14 protein-coding genes are annotated in these 14,007 nt (G+C 42.1%); 10 read left to right on the top strand and 4 right to left on the bottom strand.

What is annotated here, in order from left to right; translation table 11 throughout:
- Nucleotides 1-47: 47 nt before the first annotated feature.
- Both ASE42_RS00280 and ASE42_RS00285 read right to left on the bottom strand, forming a co-directional pair.
- Nucleotides 48-599: a hypothetical protein gene (locus tag ASE42_RS00280; protein ID WP_034623944.1), complete on the bottom strand. Its 552-nt coding sequence runs from the start codon at nucleotides 597-599 to the stop codon at nucleotides 48-50.
- Nucleotides 600-1,133: 534 nt separating this feature from the next.
- Nucleotides 1,134-2,195 carry a DUF4352 domain-containing protein gene (locus ASE42_RS00285; RefSeq protein ID WP_024424362.1) on the bottom strand — a complete coding sequence of 354 codons (1,062 nt, stop codon included), beginning with the start codon at nucleotides 2,193-2,195 and terminating at the stop codon, nucleotides 1,134-1,136.
- Between the two features lie 527 nt (nucleotides 2,196-2,722).
- On the opposite strand from ASE42_RS00285, the gene ASE42_RS00290 reads away from it, so the two are divergent.
- Nucleotides 2,723-3,151, top strand: a complete 429-nt coding sequence (locus tag ASE42_RS00290) for a cell wall hydrolase (protein ID WP_024424361.1) — start codon at nucleotides 2,723-2,725, stop codon at nucleotides 3,149-3,151.
- 119 nt (nucleotides 3,152-3,270) lie between these two features.
- Nucleotides 3,271-4,050 carry a glucose 1-dehydrogenase gene (locus ASE42_RS00295; RefSeq protein WP_024427225.1) on the top strand — a complete coding sequence of 260 codons (780 nt, stop codon included), beginning with the start codon at nucleotides 3,271-3,273 and terminating at the stop codon, nucleotides 4,048-4,050.
- Nucleotides 4,051-4,070: 20 nt separating this feature from the next.
- Here ASE42_RS00295 and ASE42_RS00300 read toward each other — a convergent pair whose 3' ends face one another.
- Nucleotides 4,071-5,111: an acyltransferase family protein gene (locus tag ASE42_RS00300; RefSeq protein ID WP_024424359.1), complete on the bottom strand. Its 1,041-nt coding sequence runs from the start codon at nucleotides 5,109-5,111 to the stop codon at nucleotides 4,071-4,073.
- A 210-nt stretch (nucleotides 5,112-5,321) separates the two neighbouring features.
- Nucleotides 5,322-6,314 (bottom strand): LLM class flavin-dependent oxidoreductase, encoded by a 993-nt coding sequence (locus tag ASE42_RS00305; protein WP_044333581.1) that lies wholly within the window; start codon nucleotides 6,312-6,314, stop codon nucleotides 5,322-5,324.
- Between the two features lie 406 nt (nucleotides 6,315-6,720).
- Here ASE42_RS00305 and ASE42_RS00310 point away from each other — a divergent pair, with 406 nt between their 5' ends.
- The 8 genes from ASE42_RS00310 to ASE42_RS00345 all read left to right on the top strand — a co-directional run bounded on the left by ASE42_RS00310 (nucleotide 6,721) and on the right by ASE42_RS00345 (nucleotide 13,987).
- Nucleotides 6,721-7,323 (top strand): TerD family protein, encoded by a 603-nt coding sequence (locus tag ASE42_RS00310; protein WP_024427228.1) that lies wholly within the window; start codon nucleotides 6,721-6,723, stop codon nucleotides 7,321-7,323.
- Between the two features lie 20 nt (nucleotides 7,324-7,343).
- Nucleotides 7,344-7,925, top strand: a complete 582-nt coding sequence (locus ASE42_RS00315; RefSeq protein ID WP_024424356.1) for a TerD family protein — start codon at nucleotides 7,344-7,346, stop codon at nucleotides 7,923-7,925.
- A 41-nt stretch (nucleotides 7,926-7,966) separates the two neighbouring features.
- A complete protein-coding gene (locus ASE42_RS00320) occupies nucleotides 7,967-8,545 on the top strand; it encodes a TerD family protein (protein WP_007498343.1) in 579 nt (192 codons plus the stop codon).
- A gap of 140 nt (nucleotides 8,546-8,685) precedes the next feature.
- Nucleotides 8,686-9,465 (top strand): TerC family protein, encoded by a 780-nt coding sequence (locus ASE42_RS00325; RefSeq protein ID WP_024424355.1) that lies wholly within the window; start codon nucleotides 8,686-8,688, stop codon nucleotides 9,463-9,465.
- Between the two features lie 99 nt (nucleotides 9,466-9,564).
- The gene (locus tag ASE42_RS00330; RefSeq protein WP_056764983.1) at nucleotides 9,565-10,752 is read left to right on the top strand and encodes an HpcH/HpaI aldolase/citrate lyase family protein; all 1,188 of its coding nucleotides are present in this window, start codon (nucleotides 9,565-9,567) and stop codon (nucleotides 10,750-10,752) included.
- Nucleotides 10,742-12,073: a phosphoribosyltransferase family protein gene (locus ASE42_RS00335; protein ID WP_056764987.1), complete on the top strand. Its 1,332-nt coding sequence runs from the start codon at nucleotides 10,742-10,744 to the stop codon at nucleotides 12,071-12,073. Before ASE42_RS00330 ends, ASE42_RS00335 begins: the two co-directional genes overlap by 11 nt.
- Nucleotides 12,066-13,175 carry a cysteine protease StiP family protein gene (locus tag ASE42_RS00340; RefSeq protein WP_056764990.1) on the top strand — a complete coding sequence of 370 codons (1,110 nt, stop codon included), beginning with the start codon at nucleotides 12,066-12,068 and terminating at the stop codon, nucleotides 13,173-13,175. Before ASE42_RS00335 ends, ASE42_RS00340 begins: the two co-directional genes overlap by 8 nt.
- A complete protein-coding gene (locus tag ASE42_RS00345; protein WP_056764993.1) occupies nucleotides 13,172-13,987 on the top strand; it encodes an HAD family hydrolase in 816 nt (271 codons plus the stop codon). Before ASE42_RS00340 ends, ASE42_RS00345 begins: the two co-directional genes overlap by 4 nt.
- The last annotated feature ends 20 nt before the right edge of the window (nucleotides 13,988-14,007 follow it).

A 14,007-nucleotide genomic window follows, 5' to 3' on the forward strand; every position in this document is an offset into this window, starting at 1 on the left:
CTCTTTGATAGAGGGCGTTTTCAAGTGAATGCCGATCATCGTATTTTTCAGTTTAAGAAACCGAATTGATCCAAGTTCTCTAAATAAAATTGAAAATACTCGTCATGAATACCATCAGGATATTCTTCTAACCCATTTTCGATAAGTGCACCTACAATTAAAGCATTTATATACCTATTAAGCTTTTCGCAACTATCTCTTACGGTAAATTCTGAAACATATAATCCATCTTTACTTTCTAAAATGATATCAATTCTTCTACCTTCTTGTTCATCAAGCAATAAGTGATTATACTCCCATTCTTTTACTCTTTTAGGGTTTAACGGATGAAGACGATTATGAAGTACTTGTTCACGATGATCCTTTTTTTCCTCATTCGAAAACAATTGAATCAATATACTCGGATCATCAATGACAAAACATTTATATATCTTAGTATATTCAAAGTGATCATCATTTACTAAATCTAAAATCTTTGTTTTTGAAAATTCTCTAGCTTGAAATTTAGACGTTATCATCTCAACGACTCGTTCTTTAGTAAAAATCAATTGATCTTTTTTATATAAATATTGTTTAAATAGCTTTTCGTAATTGAACATTATTCACCTCTATTAACTATTTAACGGATCTCCGTAGAAAGCATGAGCTTTTGAAGTTCTTTATGGGGATGCCAGTAATAATAATACCCTTTCTTGATTTCATTCTAGCAATTGCTTGTGACTTATTTATTCCTTTTCCAATATATACTCAGCCTCGGATAATAGCTTCATAATGGTTATATTTTTTATTCCTGTGCTTGTTGGCTTCTGTAGCAATTACATAACCAGCTCCTGCAACAATAATCACCGCACCAGTATGAAATAAAGAATGAGGAGTACCTTTTTTACTTCGAGTTTACACTACATCTTTAACTCAAATAAGCAGAAAAAAATCTTAAGTACAAAAAAGAATAATCAGGATTGAATATCTCATAGTGATCAAGCTAAAGAAATGGAACACTGATTATAGAAAGAAATGTTGTCAAGGGTAAGATAACTTGACTATATTCTGGTTTTTGATGATAGAGGGGGTTCACGATCACCAAACCAGGTGATAAATCATAACAAAAAACCCCCGGAATCGGGGGTTTTTCTTTAGTTCTTGATGAATTTCTCAACTAATGAGCTTGTTTTGTAGTCGTTCAAATCAAGTTTCCATTGGTCGATATCATTTTTCTTCATGTTGACTTCTACTGTTTCTTCAGAAGATGATGGTCCTAATTTTTTAAACTCATCTGGGTAAATTGATAGTAAGTATTTTTGCGCTTCATCATAAGAAGCTGAACGGTTTTTGCTGTAGAACTCAGTCGCTTTCTCTTTCAAACGATCGACAAGCGGACTTGCATCGATTGGTGTCAGAGTCACAGTCACGACAGCTTTATCACCACTGATGGATTTTGTTTTTGTTGAAACTTTTGATTTTTCAGCTAATGTTTCTTTCACAGCTTTCAGTAGCTTATCAAGGTTTTCGTCCTTCGCTGAGCTAGAAGAAATACCTGAAGAAGTGATGTAACCTTGTTTGAATGATTTATCAAATTCGTTCACAACAGTTGATTTGTTATCACCTGTTAGTTTTTCGAAATCATCGTTTTTCTTACCAAAAATCATCACATCAATATAAGAAGAAAGAGCTTTTGCAGATGCTTGTAGTGTATCTGCTTTTTTCATTAAGTCTTTTCCTTTAATATCGAATTCTAATGTTTTGTCATCTTTTTTCGATCCGCTTCCTGGCTCTGTGTAAACAAGCTGGTAGTCCTTGTCTTTGTCAACAACAAAGAAAAGACCGCCTTTTGTCACTTTGTCTGCATTTAAAGAGCTTGATGATAATACTTCGTTGTAGTCATCTGGAGAGATTGTAGATACCTGTGCGTCATCTTGGTAAAGCGTGAAGTTGCTTTTATCAACATTGAGAGGCTCTTTGCTGATATTTTTTACAGATACATTCACTTTTAGTACATACTGATCATCCTGTACAGATGTATCGTATTGAGGTGGTAATGTGTACTCAGCACTTTCTACCTTTACCTCTGCTGCATCAAGAGATTTTTTGGTATCGTTTTCTTTCGCAGCTGTTTTGTCTTTTCCACCACTACAAGCAGCAGCGACAACAGTTACACACAAGATCAGAAGAAACAGGGATAATTTCTTTTTAAACATGGCGTGTTTTCCTCCTCGGGTTTATGGTGAATTTCATTGAAAAGCTGTAGTTCATATCATTCTTTTTGCACAAAAAGAAAAATACTGTATGTTTTTTACTGTAGAATGAAGCGAAAGTACTGTCAATACCTCAGTGCGTTTCCGAGGTTGATTGGCTTCAAGTAGTAAAAATGACACTAAGTTGAGAGGAGAAACTTGTAATTTATTATTTGATATCTCCTGTAGAAACTCAACATTTTATATTTTAAGGTTTTGAGTCGGATTATTGAATAGGTTCAAATGACTGTTTTTGAAGATGATGTCGCAATTAGAAGGATTTTTATGACTTGTAAATGAGTATATAGTAATGAATATTTCTTCCTGTTATGTATATGGTCACTTGGTTTGAGTGTTGTTGGCAGCGAGACACATGTCCAGCAAATTTAGACAGGCTGCCGACACTGAACGTGCTTTTTCATGTCAAAATGGCAGTCATCTACACAGAAACGCTACATAAAATAAAAGAGAAACGAACTGGAGGTGGATGTATGGCAGTGGTAAGAGCGACAAGCTCTGATATTGATTTAATGGCCAGACTGCTGAGAGCGGAGGCAGAAGGTGAAGGGAGGCGAGGGATGCTGCTCGTAGGAAACGTGGGCATCAATCGTTTGCGTGCCAACTGCTCTGACTTTAAAGGGCTGCGTACGATTCCACAAATGATTTATCAGGAGCATGCATTCGAAGCGGTCACGCATGGTTACTTCTATCAGCGAGCACGAGAAACGGAAAAAACACTTGCGCGGAGAAATATTAACGGAGAACGTTTTTGGCCGGCAAAATTCAGCCTTTGGTATTTTAAACCGCCTGGCGATTGTCCGGCGACTTGGTACAATCAGCCGTTTGTGGCAAGGTATAAGTCACATTGCTTTTATCAGCCAACTGCCGAAACGTGTGAAAATGTTTATAACACCTTTTAGCTTGATGAAACGCACAACCCTCTTCGAGTACAAATGCAGAGGGTTGTGTTTTTGTTTTTTCCAAAATGGGTAACCATTGTGTATCAGCAAGATGAAGCACGTGAATGGAGGAAATGAAGATGTATCAAGATTTAAAAGGGAAAACAGCCATTGTCACAGGTTCTTCAAAAGGAATTGGACAAGCGATCGCATTGCGGTTTGGACAAGAGGAAATGAATGTGGTTGTGAACTATAAAGGCGATGAAGATGGAGCTGAAGAGACCGTACAAGCCATTCAGAAGCACGGAGGTGGGGCGGTGAAAGTACACGCAGATGTCTCCAAAGAGGAAGGCATCCAAGCCATCATGGATACAGCACTGGAGCATTTCGGTACAGTAGATGTATTCGTCAATAATTCAGGCTTCAACGGGGAAGAAGCGCTGCCGCATGAGATGACGCTGGAGCAATGGCAAAACGTCATCGATGTCAACATAACAGGTGCATTTTTAGGCGCAAAGGCTGCGCTCGCCTATATGATGGAGCATGACATCAAAGGATCTATTTTAAATATTTCCAGTGTCCATCAGGAAATTCCGCGCCCGTTCAATGTTCATTATTCCACTTCAAAGGGCGGAATGAATATGATGACGAAGACGCTGGCTCTTGATTATGCCGAAGCAGGTATTCGAATCAACGCGATTGCGCCGGGTACCATGGCAACCGAATCGAATGATGATTTACAGGATGAATTGAAAAAACAAAAGCAGCTTGAGAAAATTCCGATGAGAACCTTTGGTGAACCGAAGGAGATTGGGGCCGCTGCTGCATTCCTCGTTTCTAAGGAAGCGGCGTATATCACAGGCACCACCTTATTTGTAGATGGTGGAATGACACTTTATCCTTCTCAAATCAATGATTAATCCAAAAAACATCCGCCTGTTCATCCGGCGGATGTTTTTTGTTCGTAGCGTTGAGCGGCTTTGGCTGGTTTGCCGAGCAGCATCGGGTATTTGCTCAGGAAGGAGATACATGGCACCATGAGCAGCAATGTGCCAATCGTATAAAAAAGTGTCCAAGAGAGCTGTGCTGTATCAGCAATATTGATACCGAGTCCATAAAAAACAAATGCTTTCATGATATCGATACCGGCAAACTGCAAGACAAGAATGACAATAGAATTACGTCCTAGATACGTCAAAATAGGGGATGTTTTCAATTTAAAGCTTAAATAAATCACGGCAGCTGAACCGAGCAGAGCACATGCGTAGAAAATAAAGAGATCACCGTAGTCGTTGACGCGCATATCGATCCGTGAATTAAAGCTTTGCATGTAAGCCGTTAGCACAAGCAGACCTGTACATAAAAGAAGGGTTGGATCTGTTTTTAATTCCACAAACCATTGCTTTGCTAAAAATCCAATCGAATAAAACACAACAGCCGTCAAGGCAACATTGGCGTTCCAAGGAAGACTTTGATCTAAAAGCAAGGTAGAGGCATATCCAGCACCGCCGCAAAGAACAGTCAGCAAGATCACGGCAGCGGGTTTTCCTTTAGAAAGACGATGCATAAAGAAAAATAAAATTTCCACTAAAAAGAGCGTCGTTAAAAACCAAATCGCTGGGTTATGTGTGAGTCTTGCTTCATCTGCATTGGATATGAAAATACCTGTAAACGGAACGAAAGGATCAATATCCGTTTGTCCCTTGAATGCGAAAAAACGGGTAACGGAGAACCAAAATACATACGTAATGATGGAGAAATAGAGATAGGGCAAGAGTAAGCTTTTGGCTTTTTTCTGAATAAATGACAGAGCAGGGGATGAGGATGATCGAAACATCATGCCTGATAGTAAAAAGAAAAGCGGCATATGAAAAGAGTAAATGAATTGCTTGAGCGAATCTGGAATGGGCACATGCGCCATGACCACGAGCAGAATGCCAATTCCTTTAGCTGCATCAACCCAATCGAGTCTCTTTTTCATGTCTGTCATCTCCTTCTTTCTCAGCGTCGTAAACCGTTCATTGAATATGTACCTCTACTATATAAAAGGTACACCTCTTATGCGTTTACAGTTCGCTAACGATTAGAAGACACATTTGCGATCAGATGACAGACGGAAGGATTTTGACATCTTGATGTTACATTTCCCATTTTTTATGACAATGTAAAAAAGAAGCCTGGAAAGCTGGCTTCAAAATAATTCTGCTATTCGCTTGAAGGAACGTTGTTTTTCGATCGGATCAAATGAATTGTTCAGAATCATGATGTCATCCGTTTGATAGCGGTCCATCAAGGTTTGTAATTGCTCTTTCACCGTTTTCTTCGAGCCGACAATCATCCGCTGGCGGTTTTGCAGCACTTTTTTCTTTTCCTGTGTGGTGTAGTGATAGGCGCTTGCTTCTTCTATAGAAGGAACGCGGCTGTCCAGTCCCTTTTCAACACGAAGCAGCCATAAATCTGTACTGCTGGCGATCCTGTCTGCTTCTTCATCTGTTTCACCGCAGATGACAAAGACGGCAAACATAGATTGTGGCTGCCTAGAAAAGACAGATGGAGAAAAGTGTGATCGATACGTCTCAAATGCTTGTGTGCCGCGTGCAGGATGGATAAAGTGGCCAAAAATATAGTTGATTCCAAGCTCCGCCGCCTGCATGGCACTATTTTCTCCCAGCCCAAGCAGCCAAACCGGCGGATGAGCATCAACGAGCGGAGCAGCTTTCACGCCTGCATGCGGATGACCAGAAGGCAGGCTGTCTGATAAGTAAAAAAGAAGGTCCTTCAGCTGGCGGTCAAACTGAGACAGATCTTTAGGCACGCCGTCTGTCAAAGCGAGCCTCGTCCTTTCGATCCCGCCTGGAGATTTGCCGACACCAATCTCAATCCGTCCAGGATAAAGGGCTTCAAGCTGCCGCGTGACCTCTGCTACTTTAAAAGGACTGTACTGAGGAAGTAAAATACCGCCAGATCCGGTACGCAATGTCGTTGTATGAGCCGCAATATGAGCCATTAATATTTCAGGCGCTGTACTAGCGAGCCCTCTTGTGCTGTGGTGTTCAGCGAACCAATAGCGCTCATACCCAAGCGTTTCAGCCAGCTGAGCCAGCTGCGTTGTATGAATCAATGTCTCCTGAGCAGACTGACCTTTAGGAATGGCGACTTGATCTAATATATGAAGTGATGGCATCATCAACATCCTTTCATCAACATGCTGAATATAAGTATAAAGAAATCCATAGGTGGAAGGAAACGAAAGGTTTTATCCTTTGCTTTTATCTTTTCTATATCAACATATGAAACCACATCAATACGCTCCTTATCAGCAAGAGCTGTTCATCGGGAACTTTCGACAATGTTTCACATGAAACACTTCATTAACGACATGAACCATTTCCAATGTGCATCTTTCGTTAAAAAAATATAAAGTGTTTGAAACCTATCTTGAACATAGATCGTATATACTAGTAAATAGAAAAAAGAGTAAGAGGCTCCAATGTCATTTCATGAATTTTGTCGAATTTTCATGTATGATGATTTTAATAGGGTCCATCGCTTAATAAATAGATTTTTATTATGCTGGAGGAGTGATTGATTTGGCGATTACATTAGAAAAAGGTCAACGTATTGATTTAACAAAAGGGAAAACAGGGCTAACAAATATTCTTGTTGGACTTGGCTGGGACCCTGTATCACAAGGCGGCGGATTTTTAGGAAAGCTGTTTGGCGGCGGAGGCGGCGCTGATGTTGATTGTGATGCTTCAGTGCTCATGCTGAAAAATGATAAGTTTACGGAAAATAAAGATTTGATTTATTTTGGCAACCTAAAGAGCAAATGCGGCAGTGTTGAGCATACAGGTGACAACCTGACTGGTGAAGGAGACGGAGATGATGAACAAGTCCTCGTCAACTTGAGCAAGGTGCCGGGTAACGTGAATAAATTGGTGTTTGTCGTGAACATTTATGATGCCCTTAGAAGAAACCAACACTTTGGTATGATTCAAAATGCTTATATTCGCATCGTTGATCGTTCAAACAATCAAGAATTAGTGAAATATAATTTAAAAGATGACTATGCAGGAAAAACTTCGTTAATCGTCGGAGAGCTTTATCGTCACGAGAATGAGTGGAAGTTTGCGGCGCTTGGAAATGGCACAAATGATGCGAAGCTTGCAGATATTACGAGAAACTATATTTAAACAGAAGGGAGAGGTTCCTAGTGGGAATTTCTTTAGCGAAAGGTCAAAAAATTGATTTAACAAAAACGAATCCGGGTTTAACAAAAGTAGTCGTCGGTCTTGGCTGGGACGTCAATAAGTATGACGGCGGACATGACTTTGATCTAGACGCAAGTGTATTCCTTTTAGATGCGGCAGGTAAAGCAAGCTCTCCATCTGACTTTGTCTTTTACAACCAAACAACTGGAGGAGGCGGAAGTGTCGTACATACAGGCGATAACCGCACTGGTGAAGGGGACGGAGATGACGAGCAGGTCAATGTTGACCTTGCAGCTGTACCGGCAAGTGTTGAAAAGATTTCATTTGTCATTACAATTCATGATGCAGAAGCGCGCAGTCAAAATTTCGGACAAGTGTCTAACGCATATGTACGTATTTTAAATGCAGCATCGAATGAAGAACTCATTCGCTACGATTTGGCAGAGGATTTCTCAATTGAGACAGCCATTATTGTAGGTGAATTATACCGTCATGGCGGGGAATGGAAATTCTCAGCTGTCGGATCAGGCTATCAAGGCGGTCTTGCCCGCATTGCAACGGACTTTGGCTTAGATATCGGATAAAGCAATAGTTTCCTATTTTCAAAGACAGGAGAGATACGAATATGGCTATTCAGCTTTCAAAAGGACAACGTGTCGATTTAACCAAAACCAACCCAGGGCTGACGAAAGTGATGATCGGTCTTGGCTGGGATACGAATAAATATTCTGGCGGAGCCGAATTTGATTTGGACGCTTCGGCTTTCTTGGTGGATGCAAACAATCGTTGTCAGCAAGATACAGATTTTGTGTTCTATAATAACCTTCAGCATCCGAGCGGCAGTGTCACTCATACAGGTGATAACCGGACGGGTGAAGGAGATGGAGATGACGAGCAAATTCTCGTTGATTTCTCGAAAATTCCTGCTAACATTGATCGTATCGGAATTACAGTTACGATCCATGATGCAGAGGCGCGCAGCCAAAATTTTGGACAAGTCTCTAATGCATTTGTTCGTGTTGTAAATGAAGAGGGCGGGGAAGAATTGATTCGCTTCGATTTAGGCGAAGACTTCTCAATTGAAACAGCTGTTGTGGTATGTGAATTGTACCGACACGGAAGTGATTGGAAGTTTAACGCGATCGGAAGCGGATTCTCTGGCGGACTTGCAGCTCTTTGTCAAAATTATGGGTTAGAAGTGTAAATAAGAGAAACAAATCAATTCAAGAGATGCTGTCAAAAGCTCATATGAGGGTCTTTTCCTAAGTGAGAAAGAAACAGCGATCAAGAATAGCAGCAGGCGAAAGCCTGCTGATGCTTCTACACTTATAGGAGGAAAACCAGTTGGACATTTTGAAACATATGTTGGATACATATGCCTCGTTTTTTGATTGGCATATGTGGGCAGAGGTATTAACAGACCCTGTCTCTTGGGGGCTTATTGGGACTCTTGTCGTGCTTGAAGGATTGTTATCAGCAGATAACGCACTTGTATTAGCTGTGATGGTGAAACATCTACCAGAAAAGCAGCGTAAAAAGGCATTAACCTACGGATTAATTGGCGCTTATTTCTTCCGTTTTCTATTCATTGGCGTAGGGATGCTGCTTATTAAGTTCTGGTGGATTAAGGTCCTCGGAGCTGCTTACTTAGCATGGCTTGTTATTAAGCACTTCTGGTTAGGTGACGGCGATGATGAAGCGAAGGAACTGAAAAAAGAAGGCTGGTTGATTCGAGTCTTTGGTGTGTTCTGGGCAACTGTTATTTCTGTTGAAATTATGGACCTTGCCTTCTCGGTTGATAGTATTCTTGCAGCATTCGCTGTATCTGAGGAAGTATGGATTCTACTATTAGGCGGAATGCTTGGAATTCTCATGATGCGTACAGTCGCACAGTTATTCCTTGTTCTCATTGACCGTATCCCAGAGCTCGAGAATACAGCGTTTATTCTCATCGGGATCATTGCCATCAAGATGGGCTTGAGTGCTGCTCACATTGAAATCCCGCATCTTGTATTCTTTGCGATTATTATCCTAGCATTTATCGGAACGTTTATCGTTCATAAAATCAATAAAAAGAAACATCAAGAAGTGACAAACGAAGCTGCGGCTTCAAAAGAAGAATAGGACGATCAAAAAGGAATGGAGTTGATTAGCGGCTCCATCCTTTTTTGAATCATCAAGTCATTTGTTCGATTTTCTCTCAACAACAGGAGGTGGCACAGCATGCGGTATTTTCAGTTTTTATCAGAGGCGAGGCAGCACGATATTTTCTTCAAACGGCCGGGGTCGATGCATTTGATGACGCCAAGGCACGTACTTGCGCATGCATTAGGTGCTACTTTGTATATGCCTGCGACAAGACAGGATATAGCAGACATGCTGCTGTCGCAGAAATATGAAGCGCTTTGCTCTGTTGTATTTTGTTTAGAGGATGCCATCGGTGATCAAGAAGTGGAAATGGCTGAACAGAATCTAGTGGTACAACTCGCCAAACTGTCGGACAAATTAACGCATACACCTGAAATGGCTGAACAAATGCCGCTTTTATTTATTCGGGTTCGTTCGCCGAAGCAACTGCTCAAAATGGCAGATTTGCTTGGTCCATCTCTTCGTTTATTGACGGGTTTTGTATTTCCAAAGTGTTCTATTCATAATGCGAAGGATTATTTGGACAGCTTGAAACAGGCGTCCGTACAAACGAAGACAACGCTGTACGGTATGCCCATTTTGGAAACACCCGATTTATTAGAAAAAGAAACAAGATATACGGTGCTGTCTAAGTTAAAGCAGATCATGCTGAATGATGAAGAATATATTTTGAATATTCGTATTGGGGCAACTGATCTTTGCGGCTTATATGGCATTCGCCGTGATCGCGACACCACCATCTATGAAATCAGATTGATTGCTGATTTGATCACAGATATTATCAATTATTTTGGCCGTTCCTTTGTTGTATCAGGTGCTGTATGGGAGCATTTTGGTCCTGCACGAAAGGAACAAAAACCATTCATCCGTGCGCTTTCTAAGGGCGGTGAGCTGTCCTTATCTGAATTCGATGACGTACAAGGTTTACTCAAAGAGACAAGACTCGATGTAGCCAACGGCATACATGGAAAGACAGTGATCCATCCAACACATCTCAAGCCAGTGCAAAGCATGTACGTTGTGACAAAGGAAGAGTACTTGGATGCATTAAGCATTCTGGAACATGCCGACGGCACAGTTGGCGTGATGAAGAGTGCTTTCTCTAATAAGATGAATGAAACGAAGCCGCATTACAGGTGGGCAGAGCACATTTTAATGAAGTCAGACATTTACGGGGTGTTTCATGAAAATAGAAGCTATATCGACATACTCACAGAATCAGAAGCGGCATACGCTGAACATCTTGGAACATATGGAGGTTGAGCTTGACCTTAAAGAAGGTGCGCTCCAGCTTGAAAAAGAGCATCTTTTTGAGATGGCGGCAAGGGTGAACAAAAAAAGAGCCTTTTTATTCGTTAGTAAGGTGCTTGGAAAGCATATTCCTGTTCATCCAGTAAAACCGCTCCTTGTCTCGGGTCTTTTAGCGATGGCATATGCCAAAGAGCAAACGGGAAAGACGCCCCCGCACCAAGATCTTCTTGTAGAGGCACTCAAGACGGATGATCACACGGTGTTAACGGCAGCCTATGAAACACTCAAAGAAGAAAAGCTTTCAGTAGGCAATGAGCCTGTCGTCATCGGCTTTGCGGAAACGGCAACAGCCCTTGGACATGGTGTGTATGATGTGATAGAAGGCGCATCATACATTCATACGACACGTGAACAGCTGCTGGATCTTGACCCGTCATTGGTATTTGAAGAAGAACATTCGCATGCAACAGATCAGCTTTGTTATGCAGACGAAGCATTCCTTCGCACAGACCGCCCCATCGTGTTAGTAGATGATGAAGTCACAACAGGTCGTACCAATATCAACATCATTCGTGACCTTCATGCAAAGTACCCAAGGCATTCTTATACCATTCTTTCCATTTTGGACTGGCGGACGGAGGAGCATGAGATAGCCATGTGCCAGCTTGAAGAGGAGCTTGGAATTCACATCACATCATTGTCTTTATTAAAAGGGCAGATGATTTTTCGAGGCAAAACGCTCGATGAACCAGCTTATTCGTATGAGATTGCGGAGCAAGAGAAGCAGCCAAGTCTCTCTTTTCACTCTCTTCAACCTTTCTTTAAGCAAGTGCCATATTCACTTTCTCATGCAACAAATTCGGCAGGTCATTCGCCATATATACATGAAACGGGTCGTTTTGGTTTAAATGCAGCAGATACGGAAGCGCTCGACCAAGCAGCTGCTGAAGCGGGATTGAGGCTGCGGCAGGAACGTAAAGGAAAACAAACACTTTGCTTAGGGACAGGTGAGTTGATGTATGTGCCAATGAGATTGGCTGCACATATGGGGGAAGGCGTTCTCTTTCATTCAACGACGAGAAGCCCCATTCACCCAGTCGAAAAGGATGGGTACGCTGTCCAAAATGGGTTTACCTTTATAAATCCAGAGGATGCCCGAATTCAGCACTACGTGTACAACATTCCAAAAGGTGAATATGATGATGTATTTCTCTTTTTTGAGAAAAAGGTTTCTCAGGAGGCATTGCTTCCACTTGTTCACTTATTTGCTGAGCGGCATGTGAAGCATGTGCATATTGTGACTTTATCAGACGAGGTGAAGGTGAATGGCTAATGTGTATACAAAGATGGGGAGCTATCCAGAGCAGGATGTAACCTTCTTACTCAAAGATTTATCCTCTATTGAGATGGAGAAAAGTACAGAGGAGCGGGAGCGTTCGATTCAGAGCGGTGCGCATTATTCAGAAATGCTGCCAATTGAGTACAAACCAACGGCATCTTATATGACTTTATTCTATCAATCTCTTGAAGAAAGTAAGAAAAAGGTAGCAGAAGCAGTAGCTGTTGTAGCAGAACAGATTGTGAAGAAGCGAGGTTTCCAAACCGTGCTTTGCAGTTTGGCGCGTGCGGGGACACCGATCGGGGTGCTGATCAAACGATATATTCGAAAGGCGTATGGTGTCGATCTGCCTCATTACAGCATCTCTATTATTCGCGACCGCGGAATAGACGAGAATGCACTGCATTACATGCTGAAAGAACATCCAGGTTTTGAAATTGCTTTTATCGATGGATGGACTGGAAAAGGGGCGATTTCGAAAGAGCTCCAAAAAGCTGTTCTTGATTTTGAAAAAAAGTATGGTGTACGTCTCTCGAGTGAGCTGGCTGTGCTGGCAGACCCCGGCTATTGTACACATGTATACGGAACGAGGGAGGACTTTCTCATTCCAAGTGCCTGCCTGAATTCGACAGTATCAGGGCTTGTCAGTCGTACGGTATTAAACAACCGCTGGATCAATGCCGATGATTTCCATGGGGCAAAGTATTATAAAGAGCTGCTTGATGAGGATGTGTCCAATCTATATGTGGATACAATTGAAGAAGCATTTTCCAGCCTCGGACCAAATGTACAAGAGAAAGCAGAAAACATACTTACGCAAGGAGCACCGGCAGATTGGCGGGGAATGGCATCCATTGAAGCAATCGGTCAGGAGTTTCAAATTGAAAATACCCACTTGATTAAGCCGGGTGTTGGTGAAACGACCCGCGTGCTGCTTAGAAGAATCCCTTGGAAAATCTTGATTCAGCCTGGATCTCAGGAGAAGCTGAAGCATATTTTGCTTTTGGCAGAGGACAGAGGTGTTCCTGTCATTGAATATGCCAATATGTCCTACACGTGCTGTGGATTAATTCGTCCGCTGGAGCAAACGTCATGAAGACATTTGCATTTGCCAGTGATTTAGACCGGACGCTGATTTACTCACATCGAGTGCTTGACCAGTATGCGTATGAAGGAGAGTATGATTTAGTTGAGGTGCTGGACGAACGGCCGCTTTCCTATATGTCTGTTAAAACGAAAAAATCTTTGCAGACGATTCATCAAGCAGGCTGGTTCATTCCAGTGACGACAAGAACAACCGCACAGTATGAACGAATCACCTTCTTTGAGCAAGAGCTTAAACCGGAGTATGCTGTCACAACAAATGGGGGCTGTATTCTTCATCATGGCAAGCCGCTTGAGGATTGGCAGGCCATTGTTGATGAGAGACTTAGGGAGTGTATGCCAGTCAGAGAGATGCTGAGGGCGATCTCCGAGCTTCCAGTTGCGGCATGGGTGAAGCGTACCCGTACAGCAGAGGGAAGATTTCTTTATTTGATTATGAAAGATGAGTATCTATCTCACATTCCGCTTGCTGAATTGAAGCTGTGGGGCGAAGAGAGAGGCTGGCAGGTTTCTCTTCAGGGACGGAAGCTTTATTTTATTCCACAGCCGCTTAATAAGTGGGATGCTGTTTCTTTTCTAAAGGACAGGCTGCAGCTTGAATACGTCTATGGTGCGGGTGATTCTCTGTTAGATGCAGGGCTCATTCGTCAATCAGATATGGGCTTTGCCCCAAGGCATGGAGAAGTTCTGGACTTTGACCCATCACTTGAGCCGACAGCAGCATCTGGCATGGCCGCAGCGGATGAAATCACCGCTTCTGTCATCGATCAGATGATGAACGCAAAAAAGCCTTCGATTCGATAGCAGAAGTAGAAGGCTGAATG

Origin of the sequence: Bacillus sp. Root920 (genome assembly GCF_001429445.1) — a bacterium.
GTDB lineage: Bacteria > Bacillota > Bacilli > Bacillales > Bacillaceae > Bacillus > Bacillus safensis.

Excerpts from the sequence above, each read along its gene's own strand:
- ASE42_RS00280 (WP_034623944.1), bottom strand. The coding sequence starts at position 599 with ATGTTCAATTACGAAAAGCTATTTAAACAATATTTATATAAAAAAGAT.
- ASE42_RS00285 (WP_024424362.1), bottom strand. The coding sequence starts at position 2,195 with ATGTTTAAAAAGAAATTATCCCTGTTTCTTCTGATCTTGTGTGTAACT.
- ASE42_RS00290 (WP_024424361.1), top strand. The coding sequence starts at position 2,723 with ATGGCAGTGGTAAGAGCGACAAGCTCTGATATTGATTTAATGGCCAGA.
- ASE42_RS00295 (WP_024427225.1), top strand. The coding sequence starts at position 3,271 with ATGTATCAAGATTTAAAAGGGAAAACAGCCATTGTCACAGGTTCTTCA.
- ASE42_RS00300 (WP_024424359.1), bottom strand. The coding sequence starts at position 5,111 with ATGAAAAAGAGACTCGATTGGGTTGATGCAGCTAAAGGAATTGGCATT.
- ASE42_RS00305 (WP_044333581.1), bottom strand. The coding sequence starts at position 6,314 with ATGCCATCACTTCATATATTAGATCAAGTCGCCATTCCTAAAGGTCAG.
- ASE42_RS00320 (WP_007498343.1), top strand. The coding sequence starts at position 7,967 with ATGGCTATTCAGCTTTCAAAAGGACAACGTGTCGATTTAACCAAAACC.
- ASE42_RS00330 (WP_056764983.1), top strand. The coding sequence starts at position 9,565 with ATGCGGTATTTTCAGTTTTTATCAGAGGCGAGGCAGCACGATATTTTC.
- ASE42_RS00335 (WP_056764987.1), top strand. The coding sequence starts at position 10,742 with ATGGAGGTTGAGCTTGACCTTAAAGAAGGTGCGCTCCAGCTTGAAAAA.
- ASE42_RS00340 (WP_056764990.1), top strand. The coding sequence starts at position 12,066 with ATGGCTAATGTGTATACAAAGATGGGGAGCTATCCAGAGCAGGATGTA.
- ASE42_RS00345 (WP_056764993.1), top strand. The coding sequence starts at position 13,172 with ATGAAGACATTTGCATTTGCCAGTGATTTAGACCGGACGCTGATTTAC.